The sequence below is a fragment of the Acinetobacter sp. GRABPA_MV_2 genome, assembly GCF_056725885.1.
Genome location: NZ_JBWZNA010000020.1, coordinates 1 through 26,028, shown reverse-complemented (window position 1 = coordinate 26,028; position 26,028 = coordinate 1). Strand labels below are relative to the sequence as shown.

The window sequence follows — 26,028 nt, the reverse complement described above, 5'->3', positions numbered from 1 at the left end:
TTAAATTTGTTGCTTTGAGAGTTAATATGTCACTGGAAGCCCTGACCACAGAAGCGCTTGCTGCCATTGCAGCAGCTCAAGACCTTGTTGCACTTGATCAGGTGCGTGTGCAATTTACAGGGAAAAAAAGCCAGCTTGCAGAACAATCGAAAGCATTAGGGAAAATGGACCCTGAAGAACGTAAAGTACAAGGTGCTGCGATTCATGCTGTTCGAGAAACAATTAATACTGCATTAACAGAACGTCAAGCGGCACTACAACAGGCAGCACTTGCACAAAAGCTAGCAAGTGAAACGATTGATATTACATTGCCGGGCCGTGGTCAACGTATTGGTACAGTCCACCCTGTTACTCAGGTACAAGAGCGAATTTGCCAGTTCTTTACTAAAGCTGGTTTTACAGTTGCAACCGGTCCAGAAGTTGAAGATGACTATCACAATTTCGAAGCATTAAATATTCCTGGTCATCATCCAGCACGTGCTATGCACGATACTTTCTACTTTGATGCAACTCACTTGCTACGTACACATACCTCTGGGGTACAGATTCGTACAATGGAGACGAGTGAGCCGCCAATTCGTATCGTATGTCCTGGCCGTGTTTACCGTTGTGATTCGGATCAAACGCATTCGCCAATGTTCCATCAGATCGAAGGTTTATACGTTGCTGAGAACACCAGCTTTGCTGAATTAAAAGGTTTATTGATTAACCTACTGAATGAATTTTTTGAGAAAGATTTAAAAGTACGTTTCCGCCCATCATATTTCCCATTTACAGAGCCTAGTGCAGAAGTGGATATCATGGATGAGTGTGGACGTTGGTTAGAAGTATTAGGCTGTGGCATGGTACATCCAAATGTATTAAGTGCTGCGGGTATTGATCCTGATAAATACAAAGGCTTTGCTTTTGGTTTAGGGGTAGAGCGTTTTGCAATGTTGCGTTATGGCATTAATGATTTGCGTATGTTCTATCAAAATGATGTGCGTTTCTTACGCCAATTTGCCTAACAATTTTTCAGGATTAAAAAAGGTTTATAAAGATGAAGATTAGCGAAAATTGGCTACGCACATGGGTTAACCCAGCAATTGATAGTGAGACATTGTCTGATCAGTTAACTATGCTTGGGCTTGAAGTTGACGAACTTGCACCTGTTGCTAAGCCATTTACTGGCGTTGTGGTCGGCGAAGTTTTAACAGTTGAGCAACACCCTGATGCAGACCGTCTGCGTGTAACAACAGTTAATATTGGTTCGGGTGAGCCTTTACAAATTGTTTGTGGGGCACCAAATGTCCGCGCTGGAATGAAAGCGCCTGTGGCAACTATTGGTGCTGTATTACCGGGTGATTTTAAAATCAAAAAAGGTAAACTTCGTGGAGTTGAGTCACAAGGCATGCTTTGTGGTGCTTCTGAAATTGATCTTGAAGATAAGATCGATGGTTTGCTCGAACTACCAGCTGATGCTCCAGTAGGAGTAAACATCCGTGAATACTTAAAACTTGATGATAACGTCATCGATATCAGTATTACACCAAACCGTGGTGATTGTTTCAGTATCCGTGGTATCGCACGTGAGATTGCAGTAATTAACCAACTGCAAATGAATGAACCTGAAATCAAATCAGTTGATGCGACAATTGCTGATGAGAAGAAAGTAGTGATCAGCACTGAAGGTGCGCCACGCTACTTAGGGCGTGTAATTAAAAACGTTAATGTAAAAGCTGCTACTCCTGAGTGGATGGAGCAGGCTTTAGCACGTTCAGGAATTCGCACGCACAGTATTTTGGTTGATGTGACGAACTATGTCCTCATGGAATTGGGTCAGCCAATGCATGCTTTCGATTTAGCTAAAATCGAAGGGACTATACATGTGCGTCAAGCTAAGCCACAAGAAAAATTACAACTCCTTAATGATCAAGAGGTTGAATTTCAAGAAGATATTATGGTGATTGCTGATGACCAGAAAGCTTTGGCAATTGCTGGAATTATGGGTGGTCTAGCATCAAGCGTAACTGATGATACAACTGATATTTTCCTAGAAAGTGCTTTCTTCGCGCCACTTGCGATTGCTGGACGTGCTCGTCGTTTTGGCTTGCATACCGATTCTTCACAGCGTTATGAACGTGGTGTAGATTTTGAATTGCCGTTAATTGCGATGAACCGTGCTTCGCAGCTTATTCAAGAGTTGGCAGGTGGTGAATTTGGTCCAATTACTGTTGCTGAAAAAACTGAAATTTTACCAAAACGTGAAGCAATTGAACTGAAACAAGCTCAGGTAGACCAATTGTTGGGATATCAAGTGACGGCTGATTTCATTGCAGATGCTTTAACTCGACTAGGATGTGAAGTAACTGTTAAAGCTGAAGGTGAATGGAGTGTAGTACCTCCATCACATCGCTATGACATGGCTATTTATCAAGACTTAATTGAAGAAGTGGCACGTATTGATGGTTATGACAATATCCAAATTAGCTTACCAAGCATGGATGTTCAATTAGCTAAATATCAAGACCGTTTTGAAATTGCAGAGTTACGCCAAACTATCGTGACTTTAGGCTATCAAGAAGCAATTAGTTTTAGTTTTGCTGATGCAAAACTTGAAAAGCAATTGAACCCGCAAGTAAATCCGTTAATGCTAGCCAATCCAATTTCAAGTGATTTGGCTGCAATGCGTAGTACTCTACTTTCAAGTTTAATCCCTTGCGTACAATATAATCTCAACCGTCAACAAAGTCGTGTTCGTTTCTTTGAATTAGGACTTCGTTTTGATTATCAAAATGCTAAAAGTATTGAAGATCTAAAACAGATTCCGACTTTAGCTCTAGTGGCAGTTGGCTCGCAACAACCAGAATCTTGGCATGTGAAGCCTCAACCAATGGATTTCTTTGACTTCAAAGGAGAGATAGAAGAGATTTTGGCTGCTGGTCGTGTCAAAGTTGAATATGTACGTTCTGAGCGTGCATGGTTGCATCCGGGGCAGTCTGCTGAAATTTTAGTTGATGGACAATCAATTGGTTACTTAGGCCGTCTGCATCCATCTTTAGAAAACGAGCTTGATTTAACAACAACGTGGGTTGCTGAGCTTGATCAAACAGCCGTTTTGCAATCTTATGTATCTAATTTTACAGAATTATCACGTTTTCCTTCGATTAGACGTGATATTGCGCTTTTAATCTCTGATAATATAAATGTTAGAGATATTCAGCAGTTAATCGAAAAAACTGGTGGAGAGCTTTTAGACTCTACATGGTTATTCGATGTGTATACGGGGCAGGGTGTCGAAGAAGGTAAGCGCTCATTGGCGTTTGCATTATTATGGCAACATCCTTCACGTACGCTTGAAGATGCTGAAATTAAATCTGGTATGGACAATATAATCCAAGTGTTGGAAAACACTTATCAAGCGACATTGAGGGCCTCATGACAGCATTAACTAAAGCAGACATGGCTGATCATTTAAGTGAGTTAACCAGCTTAAATCGCCGTGAAGCAAAACAAATGGTCGAGTTGTTCTTCGACGAGATTAGCCAAGCGCTTATTGCAGGGGAGCAGGTTAAGCTTTCTGGTTTTGGTAATTTCGAGTTAAGAGATAAACGCGAACGTCCAGGACGTAACCCTAAGACAGGTGAGGAAATTCCAATTTCTGCGCGCCGTGTAGTTACGTTCAGAGCGGGTCAGAAGTTTAGACAACGCGTTGGAAATGAGCAGATCGATTGATCTGCTTTTTTTATATTTAAGATAGCTTTACATAATTTTATTGGGCATCAATATAGGGTCGCTTAATCTTAGAAAATCAAACTTTAAACATAAAAAAAGAGGACAAAATGTCCTCTTTTTTTATCTAATCTAAATTATAGATTAGTGTGCAGCAGAAGCAGCAACGTCAGAAGCAGCAGCAGCAACGTCAGAAGCAGCAGCAGCAACGTCAGAAGCAGCAGCATCAACAGCTACAGCAGCTTCAGAAGCAGCAGCAGTAGCTTCAGAAGCAGCAGCTACAGCTTCAGAAGCAGCAGCAGGAGCTTCTTCTTTCTTAGAACAACCAACGAAAGCTAAAGTAGCAGCAACAGCAGCAGCAACAGCGAATTTTTTGAATAACATGGCATCACTCTCACAAAAAAGATTTGAGATTAAAAAAACCTAAGTTGGACTGTTTTGCTTTTATTATTCCTAAAACGTAGCTAGGTAACAACGCATGGAGCAGTCTAACTGGTCTGCCGCTATGCTATCACTGCAAATGCTGAAATACTACTGTCGTCTATCAAAAAAACGTGTGAAAAAGAGAAAAACAGACTGTTTTTTAACAGAAAAAAACAATTAATCGGCTCGTGTATATTGGAAAAGGTAGAGGTAAGCTACTAAAAAAACTAAGCTTTTTTATGTAAAAATATTTATTATCAAAAGCTTATAAATAATTTTACATAAAAATAAGCAAAATGTATTTTTGTGTAAAGCTTGTCAACCAAATAAAAAGCCACTCAAAAGAGTGGCTTTTTTGAAGGCTTAATTACTTAAGTTGAAGCTTTGCGTTTCATTTGATCAAAGAAATCATCGTTTGTTTTGGTTTCTTTCATACGGTCAAGTAAGAATTCCATTGCTGCCAATTCATCCATAGGGTGAAGTAGCTTACGGAGGATCCATACTTTACGTAATTTATCTTCATCCATTAAACGCTCTTCACGACGTGTGCCAGATTTTTTGATATTCATAGCAGGGAAGACTCGTTTTTCAGCAATACGGCGATCAAGCGTAATCTCTTGGTTACCTGTACCTTTGAACTCTTCATAAATTACATCATCCATTTTACTGCCTGTTTCAATCAAAGCAGTAGAGATGATCGTAAGTGAGCCGCCTTCTTCGATGTTACGTGCAGCACCGAAGAAACGTTTAGGGCGCTCTAATGCATGAGCATCTACACCACCAGTTAACACTTTGCCTGATGATGGGATTACTGTGTTATAAGCACGTGCAAGACGAGTAATAGAGTCAAGAAGAATCACAACATCTTTTTTATGTTCAACAAGACGTTTTGCTTTTTCAATTACCATTTCTGCAACTTGTACATGGCGAGCTGGTGCTTCATCAAATGTTGAGGCAATAACTTCACCGCGAACAGTACGCTCCATTTCAGTTACTTCTTCTGGACGTTCGTCAATGAGTAGAACAATCAAGAATACTTCTGGATTGTTTCTAACAATCGATTGAGCAATATTTTGAAGTAACATTGTTTTACCCGCTTTCGGCGGTGCAACAATAATAGAACGTTGGCCTTTACCAATTGGCGCAACTAAATCAACGACACGAGCAGTTAAGTCTTCTGTCGTACCATTACCTAATTCCATAACCAATTGTTCGGTCGGGAAAAGTGGAGTTAAGTTTTCAAATAAAATTTTATTACGAGAATTTTCTGGCGTGTCGTAGTTAATCTGGTTAACTTTGAGCAACGCAAAATAACGCTCACCTTCTTTTGGAGGGCGAATAGTACCTGTGATGGTATCACCTGTACGCAAGTTAAAGCGTCGGATCTGTGAAGGACTCACATAAATATCATCCGGACCTGCTAAATACGAACCTGCGGCAGAACGCAAAAAACCAAAACCATCAGAGAGAATTTCGAGAACGCCATCACCAAAAATTTCTTCGCCATTCATTGCATGGCGTTTCAAAATGGCAAAGATAATATCTTGCTTTCTGTTACGAGCCATACCTTCCAGGCCCATAAATTCAGCAATTTTAATTAGTTCGCCGATTGGTTTTTTCTTGAGTTCAGTTAAATTCATAAGGGTCAGAATTAGGAAAGAGTAGAGTGTGGTTTAAAAAGGAGAAAAATCGCTCGCATACAAAAAAGATTATCGCAATTGTATTTACACAATAACAATTCAGAAGTCTGATTAATTGTTTCGAAGAGAAATGTGAAAAAACAATTTCTGTTGCCGAGTGGCGATCTTTATGTTTGTGTCTTGTAAGAAGCCAGACGAAGATGATTCCCTTCAGTGCCTCTTGAGCATGCAATATAAGCCAGCCTAGCTAATTTGTCAATTTATAGGCGAAAAAAATACGCTATAAAAAAGTATAGCGTATTTTCTTTTTTAGCATTTTGACTTAAACATTTTCATCAATAAAGCTAACAAGTTTAGAGCGAGGTACAGCACCAATTTGTTGAGCTACAACTTCACCATTTTTGAAAAGTAGTAAAGCAGGAATGTTACGGATGTTGTATTTCACTGCTGTATCTTCGCAAGAAGTCACATCAACTTTAACAATTTTTACTTTACCAGCATATTCACTTGATAGGTCTTCAAGAACAGGTGCGATCGCTTTACAAGGTGCACACCATCCTGCCCAGAAGTCAACAAGTACAGGGGTTTCAGCATCTAAAACATCTGCTTGGAAGTTATCATCAGTTGTATTTACAATAGTCGCAGACATGGTACGGCTCCAATTTTTAGAAAAAAGTGCTATTACAGGAGAAATTATCTCTATCAGTATTACATAGCTACTTAGTTCAATGTAAGGGTTTGATGCTATTATTCAAGGCTTAACTAAATTTGTCTAATGGATGCTCACGATATCCATCATCGACTTGTACAATCAATTTATAAATAGAAAAATCTAAATGACAGCTAATTGTTGATGAAAATGGCTTTTCAATTGCATTCTTGTGAATTACTCTAGGCGTGAATTGTTATGGGTTTAGTTCAATAATGTCTGATTTTCTGATTGATGAAGAATTACTTGCCGCCATAGATATGGGGTCGAACAGTTTTCACCTTGCAATTGCACGGGTAGATCATGGCGAAGTTAAAAAAGTTGCTTCGATGTCAGAAAAAGTACAGCTCGCAGCTGGTTTAGATGAAAATAAAAACCTAACAGAAGCCGCTCAGCAACGAGGCTTAGCCTGCTTGGCTCGTTTTGTGGGAAGATTAAGTTCTGTTCAACCGAATCGCTTACGAATTGTGGCGACCAATGCTTTGCGTCAGGCAAAAAATGGTCATGAATTTATTCAAAAAGCAGCAGAAATTTTGCCTAAACCCATTGAAATTATTGCTGGGCGAGAAGAAGCGCGTCTGATTTATCTTGGCGTATCGCATACCATGGCAAATGGTGGTCGACGTTTGGTTGTAGATATTGGTGGTGGTTCTACTGAGTTCATTATTGGTGAAGAGTTTGAACCTATTTACACTGAGTCATTGCAAATGGGATGTGTGGCTTATACAAAAGCCTACTTTGCTGATGGTGAAATCACACAAAAAGCCTTTGATAAAGCAGTAGTTGCTGCCCGTAAAGAACTTTCAGCTATTGCAACAACATATAAAATGGAAGGTTGGGATACTGTCGTTGGTTCTAGTGGAACTATTAAAGCTTGCCGTCAAATTATGGTGAATATGGGCTTGAGCGATGAACAAGAAAACGTTACTCGAGAAGGCTTATATAAACTCAAAGATAAATTACTTAAGTTTAAAAATATTTCTGAAATTGATTTTGAAGGGTTAAGAGAAGATCGACGAGCAGTTTTGCCAGCCGGATTGGCAATTTTGTACGCAGTTTTCGAAGTTTTAGAAATTGATCGTTTGGCATATTCTGATGGTGCATTACGTGAAGGAGTCATGTATGACCTGTTAGGTCGTTTTAAACATGAAGATATCCGTGATCGAAGTGTACAGGCTTTAATGGGGCGTTATAACGCCGATCCTAAACAGGCAGAACGAGTTGTAAATACAGCACAACAATTATTTGATGGTGTTGCAGAGTCCCTTAATTTAACGAGTGAAGACAGTGACTTACTGCGTCGAGCTGCTTATTTGCATGAAATTGGTTTAGCAATTAGTCATGGTGGTTATCACCGTCATGGTGCTTATTTATTGCAGCATTCTGATATTCCGGGTTTCTCACAAATTGATCAAAATCACCTTTCACATTTGGTTGCTCACCACCGTCGTAAATTGCGAAATGATGTAAAAAATGAAATTTTGAAGGCTGGTGGTAATAAATTACTTTATCTATGTTTATTACTTCGCCTAGCAGTTTTACTCAACCATAGTCGAAGTGATCAGATGCTTCCTGCCATTGAACTGACCATCATAAATGATCAACAATGGCAACTTAGTGTTTCTGGTGATGCCAAACAATGGCCATTGTTAGTTGCCGACTTGCATGATGAGCAAGAGCAGTTTAAGCATTGGGACATTGAATTGAATATTCAGTCGGAAAAATTTATCGATTAAAGGGATAATATTCGACCTATGAAAAAAGCTACTCAGTCCAAAGCATGGACAACGGTTCAAATTGCACGTCATCCTGATCGTCCGCAGTTTCTAGATTATGTCGGTGAAATCTTTACAGAGTTTGATGCCTTGCATGGTGATCGTTTGTTTGGTGACGATGGTGCGATGGTAGGTGGTCTTGCTCGTTTTGATGGTCAGCCTGTAATGGTTATTGGCCAACACCGTGGTCGTAGTACCCGTGAAAAATTAAAGCACAACTTCGGTATGGCTAACCCAGAAGGTTACCGTAAATCTCAACGCCTATTAGATATGGCTGAGCGCTTTAACCTTCCGGTCTTCACATTTATTGATACTATGGGTGCTTATCCAGGTGTTGGTGCTGAAGAGCGTGGACAAGCTGAAGCAATTGCAACTAGCCTTGCTCAACTTTCAAGTTTGAAAGTTCCTGTTGTTGCAACAGTACTCGGTGAAGGCGGTTCTGGTGGTGCTTTAGGTATTGGTGTTGCTGACCGAGTAATTATGTTGTCGCATAGTATTTATTCTGTGATTTCACCAGAAGGCTGTGCATCTATTTTGTGGAAAACTGCTGAAAAAGCGGCTCAAGCAAGTGAAGCTTTAGGTTTGACAGCAGATAAATTACAATCTCTAGGTATTGTTGAATATGTAGTAGATGAAGGCGAAGGGGCTCATTTAGACCCTGAGCAAGTCATGCAAAACCTAAAAGTAGTTTTGAAGCAAGCTTTGGATGAGTTGCTACCAATGGATGCAAATGAACGATGCGAAGCACGTTATCAACGTTTAATGAAGTTTGGCAGCGAAAATTTAGGCATCGCGTCTTAAAACAGGCTCAAGAGTTTTCAGAAAATAGTACTTTTCTTATTGGATGTAGTGGCGGCATGGATTCAATGCTGCTACTACATTTGATGTCTCAAATTTTCCCTCAAAAGATCCGAGTAATTTACATAGATCATCAACTGCAATCAAAAAGTGCGGGATGGGGGAAACTCGTTGCTAAACAAGCGACTCGTTTAAATATTCCTTATATCATTCAAAAAGTTCAAGTTACTAACGGTAATTTGGAAGCTCAAGCACGTCAGGCGCGTTACCAAGCTTATCTACAACATTTGCAAGCCAATGAAATTTTAGTGCTCGCTCATCATCAGCAAGATCAGGCTGAAACGGTAATATTGCGTTTATTGTCGGGTGCAGGTGTTGATGGGCTTGCTGCTATGCAGTCTATTGATCATCGTGTTGATATGACAATTTGGCGCCCTTTTTTGGATTTAACCCGTGAGCAGATTGCCGAGTGGACTACTCAACTTGAAATTGAGTATGTAGATGATCCTACAAATTACGATATCCATTATGATCGGGCATGGTCGCGTGAAGAACTTTGGCCCTTCTTACAAAACCGATTTCCAAAAATGCAGCAAGCACTTAGTCGTACCAGTTATTTGATGCAAGATGCTTCTGAAATTTTAGAAGAAGTTTTAAAAGTTGATTTGCAAAATTGTGGTACGGATGAATGTTTGGATTTAACTCAGCTATTAAAACTATCTTCTGCTCGACAGCGTCAATTGCTTTCGGTTTGGATGAAAGGTGATGGGCAATATCGGCCCGCCTTTGAAATGGTTGAGCGGTTAAAAAATGAAGTAATTGATTCGAAGTCTGATGCACAAGCGGCATTACACTGGAATCAGTTTTACTATGTCCGTTATCAACATTATCTTTATAGATTAAGCCGACAAGTTTTTCTTGCTGAAAAATTAAACCCAGTTGAAACCGAGATGGAGCATTATTTTCAACTAGGGGAAATAATGGATTGCGCTTCAGGAAATTTTCAAGTTACTCAAAAAAATATGGGTTTGTCTGCATCCTTATTAAATAAAAAATTAAAAATAATTCGACGCCAAGGTGGTGAAAAGGTCCATTTATATGGTCGTGTTGGGCAATGGCCATTAAAAAAAGCAATTCAAGAAGCACATATTTTGCCTTGGCTTCGTCATACAATTCAAATATTAGTCATAGATAATGTTATGCTTGGGGTTTTTACACCGAAAGGATTTTGGTTGGCTCAGTCTCCGTATTGTGAGCAAGGAGGATGGCAACCAGATTTAATTTCTTATTCTTGTAATCTGGTAAATGGCGAAGATGGTTATGACAAGTGCAGTAAATAGTAATATCTGTTTTATTGGTGGTGGTAATATGGCCCAAGCTTTGATTGGCGGGCTCATTTCAAGAGGTTTACCACCAACACGTATTACCGTTTCAGATCCTGTTGAGCAAATACGTCAATTATTGCAAGAAAAAGAAGTCCATGTGACACAAGATAATGTAGCTGCAATTAAAAATGCTGATGTCGTTGTACTGGCAGTAAAACCACAAGTTTTGGCGACTGTTTTACGTCCTTTAAAAGGACTGTTATCAGATAAATTGGTTATTTCAATTATTGCTGGTGCTGAAATCCAAACGATATCAAACTTAATTGATAGCAATCGAATTGTTCGAGTTATGCCAAATACGCCAGCTCTAGTTCAGACGGGTGCGCATGGTATCTATGCAAATGATGTAGTAGGTACTTCGGATCGTGAATTAACAAGTCAGATTTTAGCAGCCACAGGCTTAACAATTTGGGTAAACTCCGAAGCTCAAATTGATGCGGTAACAGCGGTTTCTGGCTCAGGTCCTGCATATTTCTTCTATCTCATGGAAAGTATGATCCGTGCGGGTAAAAATTTAGGACTTGATGAAAAAGTTGCAACTGCGTTGACTCTTCAAACGGCATTAGGTGCAGCTCAAATGGCAATTACGAGTTCAAATACTCCTTCTGAACTTCGTAAGAATGTGACATCGCCAAATGGCACAACTCAAGCTGCACTTGAAGTTTTTGACCGTGCACAAATCTCCCAAAATATTCAATCTGCATTGGCTGCTGCACAGAAGCGTAGTCAAGAATTGGCTCAAGAATTGAGTGACAGTGCGAAATAGCTTAAATAGGATAAGACAACTATGGGTGCAAATTCTGCGCTAATTTTTGGAATTTTAATTAATGTCGCGATTTTATTGGTCTTTTTCCGTTTTTTAATGCAATTGGCGGCAGTAAGTCCTTATAATCCTGTGGTTTTATCGACCGTAAAGGCGACTAAAATTGTTGATATTTTTGGCCGAATTTTTCCGACGGTCGCAAAAGGCCGATTTAATTTGGCTGCGTTGGTTCTTTTAATTATTTTATATTTGCTGAAAATTTTTGGCGTGATGTATCTTTCCGGTTCTATGCCAAATAGCCCAGTTCACTTAGTGATTCTGACATTTGTGACGATGATTCAGGACCTAATTCGTTTCTGCCGTTATTTAATTTTCGCGACAATTATTTTGAGTTGGGTGGTTATGTTCACTCAATCTCGTTCACCTTATATTGAAGTGATTCAAGATTTAGCTGAACCATTACTCGCGCCATTCCGTCGTTTGTTGCCTAATATGGGAATGATTGACTTATCTCCAATTTTGGCCTTTTTAGCGCTTTATATTGCCGAGATCTTAATGAATGAAGTTGCAAAAGTTCTTTTAACAGGACTTTAAGTTAACGCAATAAAAAAGGGCTGTTAATACAGCCCTTTTTTATTTCTACTAATTAATGGGCATCATCCCAGTTTTGCCCTTGCCCAACTTCAACAACTAAAGGCACAGAAATTTTTACTACAGATTCCATGACAGTCGCGATTTGCTTAGAGAGCTCTTCGGCAATATTTTGATCTGCTTCAAATACTAATTCATCGTGTACTTGAAGAAGTAACTTGGCTTGATCTTTTGGTAAGATTTTATCGACTTCAATCATCGCAAGTTTAATAATATCAGCTGCACTACCTTGTAACGGCGCATTAATTGCAGCACGTTCGGCAGCCTTACGCACCATTACATTTCGTGCATCAATATCTGGTGTATAAAGACGACGGCCTAAAATAGTTTCAACAAAGCCTTGTTCCGATGCTACTTGGCGGGTACGTTGCATGTATTCGTAAATGCCAGGATAGCGCTGGAAGTATTGTTTGATATAGTTCTGTGACTCTTGGCGCGTGAAACCTAACTGACGAATCAAACCAAACTCAGACATACCATACAGTAGACCAAAGTTTACTGCCTTCGCTTGACGACGTTGATCATTGGTCACATCTTCAATTGCAATGCCTAATACTTCTGCAGCAGTACGGCGGTGAACATCTTGTCCGTGCTGGAACGCATGTACTAAAGCATCATCTTGAGAAAAATGAGCCATTAAACGTAATTCAATTTGCGAGTAATCGGCAGCCAATAGTACTCGGCCTTCTGGCGCAATGAATGCTTTACGAATTTGACGTCCAATTTGTCTACGAATTGGAATATTTTGTAAATTAGGATCAGAAGAGGAGAGGCGACCTGTTGCTGTGAGCGCTTGGTGATAACTCGTGTGTACACGATGTGTGTCATTATGAGATTGCTCAACTAGACGATCTGTATAGGTACTTTTTAGCTTTGCTAAACCGCGATGCTCTAGAATAATTTCCGCTAAAGGATGTTCAATTTTTTCTAAAACACTTTCACTAGTACTGTATTGTCCAGTTGCAGTTTTTTTACCACCTTTGATTCCTAATTTATCAAATAGTATTTCGCCTACTTGTTTAGGAGATGCAATATTAAAAGTTTCATCTGCAATTTCCATCGCTTGATTTTCAAGCCCTTCCATTGTCTTTGCAAATTCAACACTTAATTTATCTAAGAATGCGTGATCTAGACGAATACCATCTTCTTCCATACCCGATAAAATACGGGCAACTGGCATTTCGATGTTATATAAAATATTTTCTAGCTCAGGAAATGGCTTAAGTTTGTTTGAAAGCACTTCATACAAACGATAGGTCACATGTGCATCTTCTGCAGCATAGTGAGCAGCAACCTCAATCTCAATTTGATTGAAAGTCTTTTGTTTAGCACCCTTACCAGCAATTTGTTCAAAAGTGGTGGTTAAGTGGCTTAAGTAGACACGAGCTACATCGTCCATGCCGTGACGAGTGGCTGCTGCATTCAATACATAAGATGCAAGCATGCTATCGAAATACCAGCCTTTAAGTTCTATGCCATGATTAGCAAAGATATGGGCATCATATTTAAGGTGATGCCCAATTTTTTTAACAGCTTCATTTTCTAGCACAGGCTTAATTTGAGCCAGAATTTGATCACGATCTAGTTGCTGCGGCGCATTTTCATAATTATGCGCTAATGGAACATAGTAGGCATCTTTCGCATCAAATGCGATTGAAAAACCAACCATCTCGGCAATACGGTAATCAAGGCTTGTAGTTTCTGTATCAATAGCAAAATGATCGGCATTTTGCATGCGTTGCAAGAGCTGATCCCATGCTTCTTGGGTTAAAACAGTGTGATAATTTGCAGTTCCAAGCTGGTCATCTTGACTAGTTAAGCTTGCTTGATCTTCAGTTTCTATAGATTCAGCAGGTTTAACTTCATTTTGTACAACAGTTTGTGAAGCTTGTTGTTTATAGCTTGAGCTATTTGGATTGTTTGGATGATCAAGCGACTGTAATTGGTTTCTAAACTCAAGCTCAGTATAAAGATTACGTAGAGCCTCAACATTTGGATCAGTAAGCTTTAACTCATGCCAATCGAGTTCTAAAGGAAGATCACAGACAATGCTAGCTAACTGGTGATCAAGCTTAATATTGTCTAAGTTATCTTTAATATTTTGGCTAAGTTTGCCTTTAAGTTGGTCTGCATTGGCAATAATATTGTCTAAAGTGCCATATTCAGTTAGTAACTTAGCTGCTGTTTTTGCACCTACGCCAGGTACACCCATGATGCCATCAGACGCATCGCCCATAAGGGTTAAGTAATCGATAATTTGATTTGGCCAAACACCAAATTTTTCAAATACCCCATCGGTATCCATTACACGATCTTTAAAGCTATCTTCAAGTTTTACATGATCATTGACGAGCTGAGCCATGTCTTTATCGCCGGTTGAGATAAGTACATGATGGCCTTCGAGTACGGCACGTTTAGCGAGCGTACCGATAATGTCATCTGCCTCTGCACCCGGAAGACTATATAAAGGAATCCCCTGAGCTTTAATCAATGCATGCAAATATGGAATCTGTTGAGATAACTCTTCCGGCATGGTCGGGCGATCACCTTTATAAATAGGTGAAAGCTTGTGGCGGAAAGTTGGCTCAGGCGTATCAAAAATGACGGCCATGTGTGTTGGCTGCATACGGCGCATTAATTTTTGAATGGCAGAAATTGCCCCACGTATTGCATTGGTATGTAACCCTGTAGAGGTCGTCAATGGTGGTAATGCATGATATGCACGAAATAAAAAATAGGACCCATCAACCAAGACAAATGGTGGCATTGAACAATTCCTTAATCTGAATTACGGGTATTTTACGTGAAAACGGCTATGAATGCAGGTTTATGATTTTTGCAGTATTTTGTATGTATAAATATACGCTTGTATTGGCTTGAAGTAAGATGACCTGTAATGAAGATGTCATATTGCTAAGCCCATGTATAAAAAAGACAAACAGGGAATGATCATTGTTTTGATCGCTTTGACTTTGTTTTTAGCCATTTCAATTGGTTTTAAATTTCAGAGTGCCGTTGTTGCTTTATCTATTGCACTTACTGTCATTCTAGTTCAATTACTGTCAAATCTACATGAGCGTTTAACTCATTTAGAACAGCAGTTTTCTCAGCAGAAAACGCCACTTTATTCTATTCACATGCAAAGAACAGTGATTTATGCAGCAGCCTTGGTTGCATTAGTTGCTTATATAAATCATTGGATGTGGATTGCTGGTGGGGCTTTACTGGTTTTATTACTATGTTTGATTCAAACCATCAGTGCATTTCATACTCGACTATTATACCTCGAGTCAGCAAAACAAACTGTTCATGTAGATGAGACCATACAAACAGAAGTTATAAATCCTGTAATAGAACAAGTTAGTTCCAATAATACGGATACGCTAGTCCCAGCTGGAACGGCACCTTTAAATCAAACAGAACAACCAGCCGATGTACAAACTGCATGGTGGCAACCAGCCGTGGATTGGATGATTCATGGCAATCCAATCTTAAGAGTTGCTGTTGCTGTGCTTATGGTTGGGGTGGTGTTGCTATTGCGTTTTGCAAGCGAGCATTGGCAACTTAGTTTGGGTGTCAAACTTGGCTTTATTGCTATTGCTGGAGGTGTGTTAACGGCATTTGGGTATACATTGCAAAAGAAAAATCAGCTTTTTGCTGTGGCATTGCAAGGTGTCGGGCTGGCTGTTGTATTCCTGACACTTGTGTTCTCACATCATTTTGGTGTAATTGCCAACCTAACTACAGCGAGTATTCTGTTTACGATTTTATTAGCTATTACGGTATTCCTGAGCTTAAAACAACAAGCTATTTATTTGGCAATATTAGCACTTGGTATGGCTTATGCGGCTCCTTTAGTTATTCCACAATATCGCCCTGATGTAACCTTCCTATTTAGCTATTACTTAGTAATTAACTTAGCAGTTGCTGCGGTTAATTTTATTCAGCCTTGGAAAATCTTAAATCAAATTGCATTCTTTGCCACAATGTTTATAGGTGGTAGTGCAATTGCATTTTATGCAGAACCCGCAAAATTTAATACATTAGACTGGATTTTGTGGTGCCATATCGCGCTGTTTATTTGGTTAAGTGTTCGTTATAGCCAAAATATATCTCGGGCATCAGCACATGAAAAACGCGAAAGGATTCGTTTACCACCACTCTTAGATGTTGGTCTTATTTTTAGTGTGCCAGTACTGGGCTTTACCCTCCATGCTTACTTGGTACATGAGTCTACACAAGCATTGACTATCGGTGCAGCTGTTTTGGCGAGCACCTATGCAGTATTAACTTTCTGGATTAAGAAAACTCATCCTCAGCTTTCGGTCCTTGCAAAAAGCTTTTTCATTCTCGCGGTTGCGTTTTTTGCCTTAATTTTCCCGCTTGCAAAAGGAGCGCATTGGACAGCAATTGGTTGGGTAGCTCAAGGTACGGCTTTAATTGTTTGGGGTGTAACTGAGCGCTACCGTTTAAGCCGATATATTGGTGTAGTTTTAGTTTTACTCAGCTCTATTGCGCTATTTTATCAGGTGTGGGCAAATGAAGAGTTCCCAACCCTAAGCACAAGCATCTATGCAATTGCTCAATTTATTTCTGCCTTTTATTTATTACAATACAACAGTAAAGAGCAACGCTATTTTAGTGCAAGCGTGTTTAGTGGCATTTTCTTGTGTTTAGGAATGTATGCGGGTGCTGTAGCTGGTGTAGAAATAATGGCATGGCATCATCATGCTTTGAGTCCATATTTGATGTTCGCCGTAGTTCTAATAGCAATATTTAGTGCAGTTGTTCACTATAAACTTCGTGTGCAATGGCAAAGTTTGCAGTTAATTTTAATTAGCCTGTTACTGTTGTTAGTTTTGGGTGATGCGTTTGCGAGTCAAGTGTTTACTTTATTCAAATGGGTAGACTCATTACAACAAGCTACTTTCCTAGTCGCTACCATTATTCTAAGTGCCTTATTTATTATGGCTCAACCGCGGTCGAGTCAGTCTGGATACTTAAACGTCTGGGCTGGTTTAAGCTGGTTGGCGTTAGCAGTAGTTGGTTTGGCGATCTTTCCACAAATGCCAGTTGTTGCTCTGGCGTTTGTTCCTGTGGTTTATTCGCTTTGGGCGTATAAGGCTCAAAAAACTACATTGTTACATCAAATTCCGGTTTGGTGTTTAAGCTTAATTTGGTTGCTAGTTGTGAGCATTGATCGCCACTTTGCTGAGTATCTTTATTTAGTTCCTTTATTTAACTTAACTGATTTTCTTTCTATTGTAGTATTTGCAGGTCTGCTCTTTATTATTTATCAACATGCTTTTGATCAAGATAAATCACTGGAGTGGGCTTTTAAAATTATAACAATTTTAGTGGGGTTGTTAGTATTCAGTAGTGTGGTGGTCAGAGGCTTGCACTATTACTGGGCAACACCACTCTGGAGTGCTGCAATTTGGACAAATGGAATAGTACAGTTAAGTCTGACATTGCTTTGGGTAATCTTGGCATTCATTTTAACTACATTCTCTAGTCGAAAAATGATTCGTCAATTATGGTTTGTAGGTGCTGCGCTTTTAGGAATTGTGGTATTAAAGCTGATTTTGCTTGATCTATCGCAAAGTGCGACTTTAACTCGAGTTATTTCATTTATTGGCGCGGGTGGGGTAATGTTGATTATTGCTTATCTTGCGCCATTACCACCATCATCCGCTGTACAGAAAAATGAAGAGCCTAAGCTTTAGGCTCTCGATTTAATTCTTTTTGATTACTGTATTGATCGATATCATCTTCAGCAAAAACAGTAGATGGTCGATCAATTAGTCCCATTTTAGGAACAGGAATTTCGATCTGATTGTCTAAAAATCCATTTCGAATTCGTTCTTGCATCTCATCCCGAACTTTTAAAGAGTTTTCTTGTCGACACCACATTGCAAATAAAAGTTCAATCGATGATTCCCTGAATGCGGTAACCGTAACTGCAGGTTTTGGATCATCCAATACCAGTGGATAATGGGCTGCCACATCGAGTAGAACTTCACGTACTTTAATAATATCTTCGTGAAAGTTGATTGCGAGTGTAATTGGAATACGCCGTATAGGATATTTAGATAAGTTGTGTACAGGCGCACGAATAAGCTGTTCATTCGGCAAACGAATATATACATTGTCGAGTGTAAGTAACTTGACTGAGAGCAAATCAATTGAAATGACTTCGCCTTCAATGGTATTACCACGAATGAGAGTAATCTGGATCGTATCGCCGACTTCAAATGAACCTTCACCAATCAAAAATAAACCACTAATCAAGTTGCTGGCAGATGTTTGCGATGCAAAACCGAGTGCTACAGTTAAAATACCTGCTGCACCGAGGAATACACTAAGTTTGAACCCTGCTTCTTTCAAACTTGTCATAATGAAGAGTAGGAAAATAAAATAAAAAATACCACGGCGCCATACAAGGCGTTGGTGAGCATTAAAACGTGAGCCAATGGTTCTAATAAATGTATTTGAAATAATACGAGCAAGTACAAATCCAATAAAACACAGCACAACAGCGACTAAAATTTCACTAATACGTTCGGTATTGATATTGGTAAATATACTTGTGAGGCTATCAGCGATATCTTTTGGAATATTTGAATCAGCCATATAAACCTCTTAAAAGAATGAATCAAACATATTGAATAATGCTCCACCAGGTGAACGTGGTGGGTGAACATAGGTCACTTCACCTGCAAGAGGTGGCGTACGATTTTCAATACGAATACGTGCCGGGCGATCAGAACCCTCATAATAAACTTTAATTTGAGAGGTCCATAAACGACCAGTACTTTCACTATAAAAAAGAGGAAGAGCGGTAACTGGCACATTCATACGATCAAAGCGTAATTGATGATTACTTGTGTTGTGAAAGTCAATTGGAGTAACAGCACGGAAAGCGCGTGGTGTTAATAGATTTATATCAGTACGTCCATCCACGGAAGTGGCATAACAGATTTCACCTTGCTGTGCATTAGGACCAAACCACGTATCTTTAGGCTGAATCACAGGAATCTCAAACAAAGGTTCATGCTGACTTTCAACTAAGCCTGCAATCCATAATGGTGTGCTTATATATAGAGTCCCACGTTGACCGGCTGGAATGTAAATAGGATCAACAGGTTTGATGACCACAGAACGATCTGCTAGACGGGGCATCAGTAAAAATTCTGGATTGGTCTTTCGAAACATGTATCGTTCTACTTGAACATTATGTGGAAAGGCAAAATGTGGATCGGCAATTGGATGCCAATCTTGCTCATTATCATCTTGGAGAGACGGACGATAATATTCGATGCGCCATTCTTTTATGCCACGTGTTAAACGAAAGAGCATTGAACCGAATTGCCATGCTTTGGACTGGTTAATTTCAAAGTGCTGTTCACCCCACCATTTTAAAGAATTCTGGGGGTGAGGCTGATATTCATTATTTTCAAACAAGACGCAAAATTCCTCTACCGAGTTGTTAAACAGACTTCACGCTGTAATCTGCTTAGAGTACACTCAAAATCATCTTACTCATCATTATAAATTGTGATGCAAATATTGAAACAAATACAAGTTCCATATAGTTTTGCCAAGCGTCATGGTGTTTTATTTCGTTATGACGGTGATCAGGTATTTATTATTAGACGTCAAAACACTGAAAAAATTGCATTACAGGAAGCAAGACGCATCTTGGGTAAGCCAGCTCATTATCAATTATGTACTGAACAAGAATTTAATACGCTCTTAAGTACGAGTTATGCAGGTGATACAGGGGAATCACAACAAGTTGCAGCTGGTTTAGAAGATCATCCGGATTTATTAAGTTTGGCCGATCAGGTTCCTGAAACAGAAGACTTGATGGACCAAGAAGATGACGCGCCTATTGTGCGTCTGATCAATGCACTTCTCTCTGAGGCAATTCGAGTAGGCGCTTCTGATATTCATATTGAAGCTTTTGAAAAAAAATTATCTGTACGATTACGTGTAGATGGACAATTACGTGAGATTGTACAACCACGCCGTGAGTTGGCGCCTTTACTAGTTTCGCGTATTAAAGTTATGGCGAAGCTTGATATTGCTGAAAAACGTGTACCACAAGATGGACGTATTTCTTTACGTCTTGCTGGCCGTGAAGTGGATGTGCGTGTTTCAACTTTGCCATCGTCACATGGTGAAAGGGTCGTTATGCGTTTGCTTGATAAACAAGCGGGCCGTCTCAACATGACTCACTTGGGTTTAATGGCTAATGACTATGAGCGTTTAACTCAGTTAGTGCATCGTCCCCATGGTATTATTCTGGTCACAGGGCCTACAGGTTCGGGGAAAACGACTACTTTATACGCAGCCTTGTCTGATCTAAATGACAATACTCGTAATATCTTAACTGCTGAAGATCCAATCGAATATCAACTCGAAGGCATTGGTCAAACCCAAGTGAATACCAAAGTGGATATGACATTTGCTCGTGCTTTAAAAGCAATGTTACGTCAAGATCCTGATGTGGTGATGGTGGGGGAGATTCGTGATCTGGAAACTGCTGAAATTGCAGTTCAAGCATCTTTAACAGGTCATTTGGTTTTATCGACACTACATACCAATACCGCTATTGGTGCGGTTACTCGACTTAAAGATATGGGAATTGAGCCCTTCTTATTATCAAGCTCTTTAATTGGGGTGATTGCTCAACGCTTAGTTCGTACTTTATGTCCACATTGTATGGCATGGCGTGAAGCTGATACTTTTGAAAAACAGGTTTTTCAACATATTCATAATGAACCGTTGTTGCAGTTACCTGAAGCCAAAGGGTGTGATCATTGTTCACATTTAGGTTTTAATGGACGTACAGCGATTTATGAAATCGTACCAGTTGATGAACCTATGCGCCGTCTAATTCATGGTAACGCAGCTGAATATGAATTAGAAAATCATGCTCGTGAGTATTCAGGTTCTATTCGTGATGATGGTTTGCGCAAAGTGTTTGCAGGTAAAACGACACTTGAAGAAGTGCTTCGTGTAACCAATGAGGCAAGTGAAGCATAATATGTAAGATAAAAAAATGCCCGATTTGATGCGGGCATTTTTTTAATATTAAAACTTATTCAGTCACGATATTAAATGTTACATCAATATTGTTGCGAGTTGCATTTGAATATGGGCAAACAATATGAGCTGCTGCAACTAACTTTTCAGCTTCTTCACGATCCATACCCACTAAGTAAACATTTAAAGTCGCTTCGATGCTAAAACCTGTAGGAATTGGTCCAATACCTACTTCACCCTCTACATAAGCATCTTTACTAATGTTAAATTTATCGCGGTTTGCAACGAATTTTAAAGCACCTAAAAAGCATGCTGAATAACCAGCTGCAAATAACTGCTCTGGATTTGTTACAGCACCACCAGCGCCACCCATTTCTTTAGGTACACCAAGTTGTACATCTAATACGCCGTCTGATGAAGTCGCACGGCCATCACGACCACCGGTTGCTTTAGCTTTTGCACGATAAACAACTTTTTCTAATGACATCGTTTTATTCCTAAATTAAATTGAACACAAATATATCGTACACGACTTAATTATTTTGACAAGTATATTTTTTGAAAAAATTGCTGTTTATTTGACTAAGTTTGTACGAAGTTTAGTAAGTTGGTCTTTAAGGCCTATTAGCGTTGTCATATCACATGAACTTGCTTCTAATACACCTGCCGGAATATCCATTGCTTGATCTTTTAATTTTTTCCCTTCATCACTCAGTGTAATAATCACTTGTCTCTCATCTTGAGTTGAACGGGTACGACGAAGTAAATGCAGAGCTTCTAACTTTTTCAAGATAGGTGTGAGAGTAGATGATTCTAAAAAAAGTTTAGCTCCAATTTCTGAAACAGTTACTTCATCCTGCTCCCACAACACTAACATAACTAAATATTGGGGATATGTGATACCCAAAGGCGCTAGTAGTTTTCTGTAGAGCTGATTAAGCGCTAAATTTGTTGAATAAATGAGGAAACATAATTGATTCTCAAGCTTTAAGTTTTGACAGTCTTGGTCCATATATTCCTCAAAAGAAAATGATATTACTTTTGTAGTATATCGCTTTCTATTCCGTTTCTTAAATGTTCATAAGAATAGGTTATGAATAAAGTAAATTAAGGGACATAAAAAATGGAATAATTACTTCAACTATTCCATAAGATAAAAATATTCTAGGTGAAAGTGTTTCACCACAAATCTGCAATCTTTTTCATTAAACGCGCACGATACTTCGCGGTAGGATTATTTGCATTGCGTTGCTGCTCTTGTTCATAAAAATCTTGCCATGCAGTAATCATTTCAAGCGTTGTTCCTTGTTTTTTTATCACAGAAACATCTGCTGGCTGAATATTTTCTAAACGTTGTCTAGCACCTTCTGCGCCTGTACCCCAGCCAATAATTCTTTGGCCAAAAGCGGGCAAGGGGATATTTTTAGGAGTTGCTGGAAGAATATCTGAGTTGAGCTGTGCAGCAGGCGAAACAAAATGGTTTGTTGTACCAAACTCTGCATAACAATGAATATTTGCCCCCAAGCAAAAAATGCTAAATAAGTATTTCCACATGAATAATTAAACTTTTAATAATGAATCAATTTACGGTGAGTCATCAGAGGCATTGAAGACCGGACGAGTTCTTGTGCTGTTAAATCAAAGGGTACAGTGATTAAACCACTCCCTTCATATCCAATCATACTTAAAATTTGGCCACGACTATCTGTTGCCCCAGAGTGTCCCCAGGTTTGTCGTTTTTCACCATGCCAGCCCTGTTGTGCTGCGCCTAAAACATAACATTGGCTATCCATTGCCCGAGCTTGTAGCAAAAGCTGCCAGTGCATTTGTCCAGTTGTATAAGTAAATGCAGCAGGAGCAGTAAGAAGATGAGCGCCTTGTTGTCTCAGAGTTAGAGCAAGCTCTGGAAAACGTAAGTCATAACATACCATTAAGCCAATATTGCCAAAAGGGGTAGATGTGACTACTACGTCTGTTCCAGGTTCAAAGAAACGAGACTCTTGATAACCACCGACAGCATCACCCACTTGTACATCAAATAAATGGATCTTGTCATAACGTGCTTCTGTACGCTCAGGGCTAATACAAAGACTAACCGTCCGGACTCTACCATCTTGAATGGTAGATCCATCTGGACGAAATGGGCATGGCAAGGTACCGGCCACAATCCAGATTTGATATTGATGTGCTAGTTTCTCAAGCCGTTGTTGAATAGACTCAAATTGCTCAGCTGTTTCGCGTTGTTTTCCAGCTGCAAAACATACAAAGTTTTCAGGGAAAACAATCAGGCTAGCATTTTGCGCCTTACTTTGTTGAATCAACGACTCAATGACTTGAAAATTATTTTCAATATCATCTTGCGAGTTCATTTGAGCAACAGAAATAAGGGTCATATTCTAATCCGGCTTAATATTAAAGTCAGGCATTTTGCTTATCTGATACCTGTTCAAGCGTATCTTGTTCTTTCTGTAACTGCTTCACAAGTGGCTCAAACATATTCTGGTTGTTTGCATTGAGTTTCATCAATGTCTTATGTGCATCCAGAACTGTTCTTAGCATTGCATTATGAGTGATCTGTTCATCAGTTAACGTTAATGTGCAAACGTTAGGATCGCCACAGTAATTCAAAATGACAAAAACCTGCCCTAGCCCCATACTGTTGGCTAAGGTTGTGATATCTGGATTGGTAGATAGCATTACAGCTTGAATATGATGAGTTTGTTTAAGCTTTAAACCTAGCTTAGCCAGGATGCCTAACACCGTACTATCAATAAATGTTGTTTGGGTTAAATCAACGATTGCACCAACAACATTCTCTTGCTGTTCAATTCTGTTTAAAAGTTTGTCTAGACTTATACAAGAATGGGCTCGCACTTCACCAATAAGTTTGAAAATATGCGTTCCATTTAAACTTGCATATTCAACATGACCTGTTGACATATAAATGCCATTTTCAGAGAAGGATAGAAAAATTATCACATAGTGCCATCGCAGACTCAAGAGTCCTTAAGTCGTATATTATGTAATTAATTGATTCGTAAATTAATTCATTCGACAAAGACTGAAGATGGCAATGTCATCAGCCACATGATCGGGTGCTTGGAATGATTGATTTTGCAAATGATGAACCAATTGTTGGAACTGATCATTTAACCCACCATCAAAAGGTTCAAGTGCTCCATCTGAGCAAACAATGAAGCGTGCTTGGTGGTTTAATGTACAAACATGCTCTTCAACTTCGAGTTCATCAGTCAAGCCTAATGGGAAGCTACTTGTTGTTAGAATTTTTGGAGCTTGATTAGGTTCAAAAATGATAGGAGGAGGGTAGTGTCCAGCACTTGACCAGCGAAGCGTATGTGTTTCAAGGTTTAAAATACCCACCACAATCGTAATGTGCTTTTCAATATTCTCTTGAACCAACATTCCATTTAATTTTTTTATTAATTGTCTTGGTGTTTTAGAGCGACCATGGAAAGCTGCCATCCAAGATGTTAATAAGCTGCTAGTTACACCATGTCCTGAAACATCGGCAAGATAGAATAAAACTTCCTTATCATTTAATTTCCAGTAGTCATACCAATCACCAGAAAGATAAGCTGAAGGCTGAAAGAAAGTTTCGACTTGATAATTTAATAAATCAATTGGATTAGGCAATAGTCTTTTTTGTAGTTCAGCAGCTGAAGGTAAATCACGACTATCTTGGTTGCGTTTATATTGAGCATCGATTCTTGATAATGCTTTATTTAAATCGTTAGGTAGTTGATTCCATACCCAACCTGCAAGAGCACCCGCTTCCCAAGCTTGAGCTAAAGCGCTACCTTCATGTTCAAAAGCAATGACAATCGTTGGTAAATTCCATTTATATGTAAGGAAATCTTGTACATCTGCTATTGCAATGATGGTTGGATCATATAAATCTAAATCATCTATGTTAATGACTTGTAAGCCTGGCAGTTTATCCAAAGCTTGCTCTAAATAAGGGATAGAGCGTGTCGGTTTAATAAAATACATAGAAGAGATGGTAGTCCTTTTATATGATCACTTTATTCATCATAGAGTATGTATGATCAAAATCAAGGTATTGCCGAACTCTTAATCCAAGCAATACCTCGATTTCATCTTTTAAGGGTTTTGATTGTCATCTGGCGTGTCTTCTGAATCATCATCAATGAAAGATACATCAGCTGAGTCGCCCTTTTTCTCTGCAATTTGGAATGCTTTACGTTGGAGATATAAGTCTCGAATCATGGCGTATTGATCACCTTGTAAGGTCTGATCTAGATCCAGATATTGAGCGCGCGTATCAACCGCTTGTAACATATTACTTGACCAATAAAGACCATCTTGATCATCCATAACATATTTCTGTGGACGTGCTTGGGCATCTACTGCTAAACCAAAACCATCACGTAAGGTACTTGGACCGAAAAAAGGCAACATCAGGAATGGGCCAGAAGGAACACCATAGTAACCGAGAGTTACACCAAAATTCTCTTCTTCAGTCGGTAAACCTAAACGGCTGGCAGGATCAGCTAAACCAAGCGTTGTTAACGTATTAATTGTAAATCGACCTAGGGTTTTTGCCGCACGACCAGGGCGGCCTTGAATAAGTTGGTTAACAGCATTCCAAGGTTCTCCAAGATTTTTACGGAATTGACGATAAGAACCACGTACATCTTCTGGAGTTTTTTCTCTATATTGCACAGCAACTGGGCGTAAAAAATTTCGGTCCAACATGTCGTTAAATGAGTAAATTGGACGATTTAATGACTGTAATGGGTCTTTTACAGGATCTGGTTGTGCCGCATTCGCATTAACTTTTAAATCTTTAACTTTAATATTTTTTAAATCTTTAATAATTTGTGAGCGCGTATGGGTCGTTGCTGTTTCTTCTAGTGAGCTAGCATCAGAAGATCCACTTATAGTATTTTCTTGAGCATATAGAGAAGTGCAAACACCTACAGATAATACGCTTAGTAAAATTAAATTAGAATAATTCATATAATTCCTTAACCGCCAGCCAGGCTAATACTTAAATGTGCAGTTGGGTGGAGATATGTTTTAATACAAAATTGATAACCTATTATCAATGTAAAATTGATCAAATAATATAGATAAAATG

The 26,028-nt window shown here is 39.2% G+C and carries 24 protein-coding genes; 11 read left to right on the top strand and 13 right to left on the bottom strand.

Translation table 11 applies throughout. The features are described from left to right. Positions 1-26 precede the first annotated feature (26 nt). From pheS to ACXM0J_RS15445, 3 genes are read left to right on the top strand one after another with little or no spacing between them, the layout of a single operon-like run. The gene (gene pheS / locus ACXM0J_RS15455) at positions 27-1,007 is read left to right on the top strand and encodes a phenylalanine--tRNA ligase subunit alpha (RefSeq protein ID WP_086264981.1); all 981 of its coding nucleotides are present in this window, start codon (positions 27-29) and stop codon (positions 1,005-1,007) included. 32 nt (positions 1,008-1,039) lie between these two features. After that, entirely contained in the window at positions 1,040-3,421 is a 2,382-nt protein-coding gene (pheT, locus tag ACXM0J_RS15450) for a phenylalanine--tRNA ligase subunit beta (protein WP_086264982.1), read from the top strand. Then, positions 3,418-3,714: an integration host factor subunit alpha gene (locus ACXM0J_RS15445; RefSeq protein ID WP_000126166.1), complete on the top strand. Its 297-nt coding sequence runs from the start codon at positions 3,418-3,420 to the stop codon at positions 3,712-3,714. The genes pheT and ACXM0J_RS15445 overlap by 4 nt, the downstream gene beginning before the upstream one ends. Before the next feature lie 141 nt (positions 3,715-3,855). Here the strand turns inward: ACXM0J_RS15445 and ACXM0J_RS15440 are convergent, their stop codons facing one another. Then, positions 3,856-4,095, bottom strand: coding sequence for a hypothetical protein (locus ACXM0J_RS15440; protein WP_086264983.1), 240 nt, complete (start codon positions 4,093-4,095; stop codon positions 3,856-3,858). Positions 4,096-4,189: 94 nt separating this feature from the next. On the opposite strand from ACXM0J_RS15440, the gene ACXM0J_RS15435 reads away from it, so the two are divergent. Next, a complete protein-coding gene (locus ACXM0J_RS15435) occupies positions 4,190-4,315 on the top strand; it encodes a hypothetical protein (RefSeq protein WP_086264984.1) in 126 nt (41 codons plus the stop codon). A 190-nt stretch (positions 4,316-4,505) separates the two neighbouring features. On the opposite strand, the gene rho is transcribed toward ACXM0J_RS15435, so the two are convergent. Continuing rightward, on the bottom strand, positions 4,506-5,774 hold the full coding sequence (gene rho, locus ACXM0J_RS15430; protein ID WP_002117304.1) for a transcription termination factor Rho: 1,269 nt from the start codon (positions 5,772-5,774) through the stop codon (positions 4,506-4,508). A gap of 322 nt (positions 5,775-6,096) precedes the next feature. Then, the gene (gene trxA, locus ACXM0J_RS15425) at positions 6,097-6,423 is read right to left on the bottom strand and encodes a thioredoxin (RefSeq protein WP_002054512.1); all 327 of its coding nucleotides are present in this window, start codon (positions 6,421-6,423) and stop codon (positions 6,097-6,099) included. A 275-nt stretch (positions 6,424-6,698) separates the two neighbouring features. Between trxA and ppx the strand changes: the two genes are divergently transcribed. The 5 genes from ppx to ACXM0J_RS15400 are packed head-to-tail and all read left to right on the top strand — an operon-like array spanning position 6,699 to position 11,798. Continuing rightward, entirely contained in the window at positions 6,699-8,219 is a 1,521-nt protein-coding gene (gene ppx / locus ACXM0J_RS15420) for an exopolyphosphatase (RefSeq protein WP_014208409.1), read from the top strand. An 18-nt stretch (positions 8,220-8,237) separates the two neighbouring features. Beyond that, entirely contained in the window at positions 8,238-9,059 is an 822-nt protein-coding gene (locus ACXM0J_RS15415) for an acetyl-CoA carboxylase carboxyltransferase subunit alpha (protein WP_005066304.1), read from the top strand. Positions 9,060-9,115: 56 nt separating this feature from the next. Beyond that, on the top strand, positions 9,116-10,396 hold the full coding sequence (tilS, locus tag ACXM0J_RS15410; protein ID WP_235823119.1) for a tRNA lysidine(34) synthetase TilS: 1,281 nt from the start codon (positions 9,116-9,118) through the stop codon (positions 10,394-10,396). Beyond that, positions 10,371-11,207 (top strand): pyrroline-5-carboxylate reductase, encoded by an 837-nt coding sequence (proC, locus tag ACXM0J_RS15405; protein WP_005804294.1) that lies wholly within the window; start codon positions 10,371-10,373, stop codon positions 11,205-11,207. Before tilS ends, proC begins: the two co-directional genes overlap by 26 nt. Positions 11,208-11,228: 21 nt before the next feature. After that, on the top strand, positions 11,229-11,798 hold the full coding sequence (locus tag ACXM0J_RS15400) for a YggT family protein (RefSeq protein WP_000501183.1): 570 nt from the start codon (positions 11,229-11,231) through the stop codon (positions 11,796-11,798). A gap of 52 nt (positions 11,799-11,850) precedes the next feature. On the opposite strand, the gene polA is transcribed toward ACXM0J_RS15400, so the two are convergent. Next, entirely contained in the window at positions 11,851-14,622 is a 2,772-nt protein-coding gene (gene polA / locus ACXM0J_RS15395) for a DNA polymerase I (RefSeq protein ID WP_086264986.1), read from the bottom strand. A 154-nt stretch (positions 14,623-14,776) separates the two neighbouring features. Here polA and ACXM0J_RS15390 point away from each other — a divergent pair, with 154 nt between their 5' ends. After that, the gene (locus tag ACXM0J_RS15390; RefSeq protein WP_086264987.1) at positions 14,777-17,581 is read left to right on the top strand and encodes a DUF2339 domain-containing protein; all 2,805 of its coding nucleotides are present in this window, start codon (positions 14,777-14,779) and stop codon (positions 17,579-17,581) included. Here ACXM0J_RS15390 and ACXM0J_RS15385 read toward each other — a convergent pair. Both ACXM0J_RS15385 and ACXM0J_RS15380 read right to left on the bottom strand, forming a co-directional pair. Further along, a complete protein-coding gene (locus tag ACXM0J_RS15385; RefSeq protein WP_086264988.1) occupies positions 17,571-18,488 on the bottom strand; it encodes a mechanosensitive ion channel family protein in 918 nt (305 codons plus the stop codon). The genes ACXM0J_RS15390 and ACXM0J_RS15385 overlap by 11 nt on opposite strands. Positions 18,489-18,497: 9 nt before the next feature. After that, the gene (locus tag ACXM0J_RS15380) at positions 18,498-19,319 is read right to left on the bottom strand and encodes a hypothetical protein (RefSeq protein ID WP_479750632.1); all 822 of its coding nucleotides are present in this window, start codon (positions 19,317-19,319) and stop codon (positions 18,498-18,500) included. Between the two features lie 96 nt (positions 19,320-19,415). On the opposite strand from ACXM0J_RS15380, the gene gspE reads away from it, so the two are divergent. Beyond that, entirely contained in the window at positions 19,416-20,906 is a 1,491-nt protein-coding gene (gene gspE, locus ACXM0J_RS15375; protein WP_086264991.1) for a type II secretion system ATPase GspE, read from the top strand. 55 nt (positions 20,907-20,961) lie between these two features. Here the strand turns inward: gspE and ACXM0J_RS15370 are convergent, their stop codons facing one another. From ACXM0J_RS15370 to ACXM0J_RS15340, 7 genes are all read right to left on the bottom strand, one after another. Beyond that, positions 20,962-21,393 (bottom strand): organic hydroperoxide resistance protein, encoded by a 432-nt coding sequence (locus ACXM0J_RS15370; protein ID WP_005066315.1) that lies wholly within the window; start codon positions 21,391-21,393, stop codon positions 20,962-20,964. An 87-nt stretch (positions 21,394-21,480) separates the two neighbouring features. Beyond that, positions 21,481-21,918, bottom strand: a complete 438-nt coding sequence (locus ACXM0J_RS15365) for a MarR family winged helix-turn-helix transcriptional regulator (RefSeq protein ID WP_086264990.1) — start codon at positions 21,916-21,918, stop codon at positions 21,481-21,483. Between the two features lie 167 nt (positions 21,919-22,085). Beyond that, positions 22,086-22,460, bottom strand: coding sequence for a DUF4951 domain-containing protein (locus ACXM0J_RS15360; RefSeq protein WP_005804300.1), 375 nt, complete (start codon positions 22,458-22,460; stop codon positions 22,086-22,088). 14 nt (positions 22,461-22,474) lie between these two features. Then, positions 22,475-23,299 (bottom strand): carbon-nitrogen hydrolase family protein, encoded by an 825-nt coding sequence (locus ACXM0J_RS15355; protein WP_032005320.1) that lies wholly within the window; start codon positions 23,297-23,299, stop codon positions 22,475-22,477. 25 nt (positions 23,300-23,324) lie between these two features. Beyond that, complete coding sequence (gene gigB, locus ACXM0J_RS15350; protein WP_002117273.1) at positions 23,325-23,846, bottom strand: anti-anti-sigma factor GigB; 522 nt, start codon at positions 23,844-23,846, stop codon at positions 23,325-23,327. Between the two features lie 102 nt (positions 23,847-23,948). After that, on the bottom strand, positions 23,949-24,917 hold the full coding sequence (gigA, locus tag ACXM0J_RS15345; RefSeq protein WP_002117221.1) for an RsbU family protein phosphatase GigA: 969 nt from the start codon (positions 24,915-24,917) through the stop codon (positions 23,949-23,951). Between the two features lie 111 nt (positions 24,918-25,028). Further along, entirely contained in the window at positions 25,029-25,907 is an 879-nt protein-coding gene (locus ACXM0J_RS15340) for an MlaA family lipoprotein (protein WP_235823118.1), read from the bottom strand. Between the last annotated feature and the right edge of the window lie 121 nt (positions 25,908-26,028).

Bases quoted from the DNA above. Each gene is read 5' to 3' on its own strand.
- ACXM0J_RS15340 (WP_235823118.1), bottom strand. From the start codon at position 25,907: ATGAATTATTCTAATTTAATTTTACTAAGCGTATTATCTGTAGGTGTT.
- gigB (WP_002117273.1), bottom strand. From the start codon at position 23,846: ATGTCAACAGGTCATGTTGAATATGCAAGTTTAAATGGAACGCATATT.
- trxA (WP_002054512.1), bottom strand. From the start codon at position 6,423: ATGTCTGCGACTATTGTAAATACAACTGATGATAACTTCCAAGCAGAT.
- gigA (WP_002117221.1), bottom strand. From the start codon at position 24,917: ATGTATTTTATTAAACCGACACGCTCTATCCCTTATTTAGAGCAAGCT.
- ACXM0J_RS15445 (WP_000126166.1), top strand. From the start codon at position 3,418: ATGACAGCATTAACTAAAGCAGACATGGCTGATCATTTAAGTGAGTTA.
- ACXM0J_RS15365 (WP_086264990.1), bottom strand. From the start codon at position 21,918: ATGGACCAAGACTGTCAAAACTTAAAGCTTGAGAATCAATTATGTTTC.
- ppx (WP_014208409.1), top strand. From the start codon at position 6,699: ATGTCTGATTTTCTGATTGATGAAGAATTACTTGCCGCCATAGATATG.
- ACXM0J_RS15370 (WP_005066315.1), bottom strand. From the start codon at position 21,393: ATGTCATTAGAAAAAGTTGTTTATCGTGCAAAAGCTAAAGCAACCGGT.
- ACXM0J_RS15400 (WP_000501183.1), top strand. From the start codon at position 11,229: ATGGGTGCAAATTCTGCGCTAATTTTTGGAATTTTAATTAATGTCGCG.
- polA (WP_086264986.1), bottom strand. From the start codon at position 14,622: ATGCCACCATTTGTCTTGGTTGATGGGTCCTATTTTTTATTTCGTGCA.
- tilS (WP_235823119.1), top strand. From the start codon at position 9,116: ATGGATTCAATGCTGCTACTACATTTGATGTCTCAAATTTTCCCTCAA.
- gspE (WP_086264991.1), top strand. From the start codon at position 19,416: ATGCAAATATTGAAACAAATACAAGTTCCATATAGTTTTGCCAAGCGT.
- rho (WP_002117304.1), bottom strand. From the start codon at position 5,774: ATGAATTTAACTGAACTCAAGAAAAAACCAATCGGCGAACTAATTAAA.
- ACXM0J_RS15440 (WP_086264983.1), bottom strand. From the start codon at position 4,095: ATGTTATTCAAAAAATTCGCTGTTGCTGCTGCTGTTGCTGCTACTTTA.
- pheT (WP_086264982.1), top strand. From the start codon at position 1,040: ATGAAGATTAGCGAAAATTGGCTACGCACATGGGTTAACCCAGCAATT.
- ACXM0J_RS15385 (WP_086264988.1), bottom strand. From the start codon at position 18,488: ATGGCTGATTCAAATATTCCAAAAGATATCGCTGATAGCCTCACAAGT.
- ACXM0J_RS15355 (WP_032005320.1), bottom strand. From the start codon at position 23,299: ATGACCCTTATTTCTGTTGCTCAAATGAACTCGCAAGATGATATTGAA.
- pheS (WP_086264981.1), top strand. From the start codon at position 27: ATGTCACTGGAAGCCCTGACCACAGAAGCGCTTGCTGCCATTGCAGCA.
- ACXM0J_RS15435 (WP_086264984.1), top strand. From the start codon at position 4,190: ATGGAGCAGTCTAACTGGTCTGCCGCTATGCTATCACTGCAAATGCTG.
- proC (WP_005804294.1), top strand. From the start codon at position 10,371: ATGGTTATGACAAGTGCAGTAAATAGTAATATCTGTTTTATTGGTGGT.
- ACXM0J_RS15415 (WP_005066304.1), top strand. From the start codon at position 8,238: ATGAAAAAAGCTACTCAGTCCAAAGCATGGACAACGGTTCAAATTGCA.
- ACXM0J_RS15360 (WP_005804300.1), bottom strand. From the start codon at position 22,460: ATGTGGAAATACTTATTTAGCATTTTTTGCTTGGGGGCAAATATTCAT.
- ACXM0J_RS15390 (WP_086264987.1), top strand. From the start codon at position 14,777: ATGTATAAAAAAGACAAACAGGGAATGATCATTGTTTTGATCGCTTTG.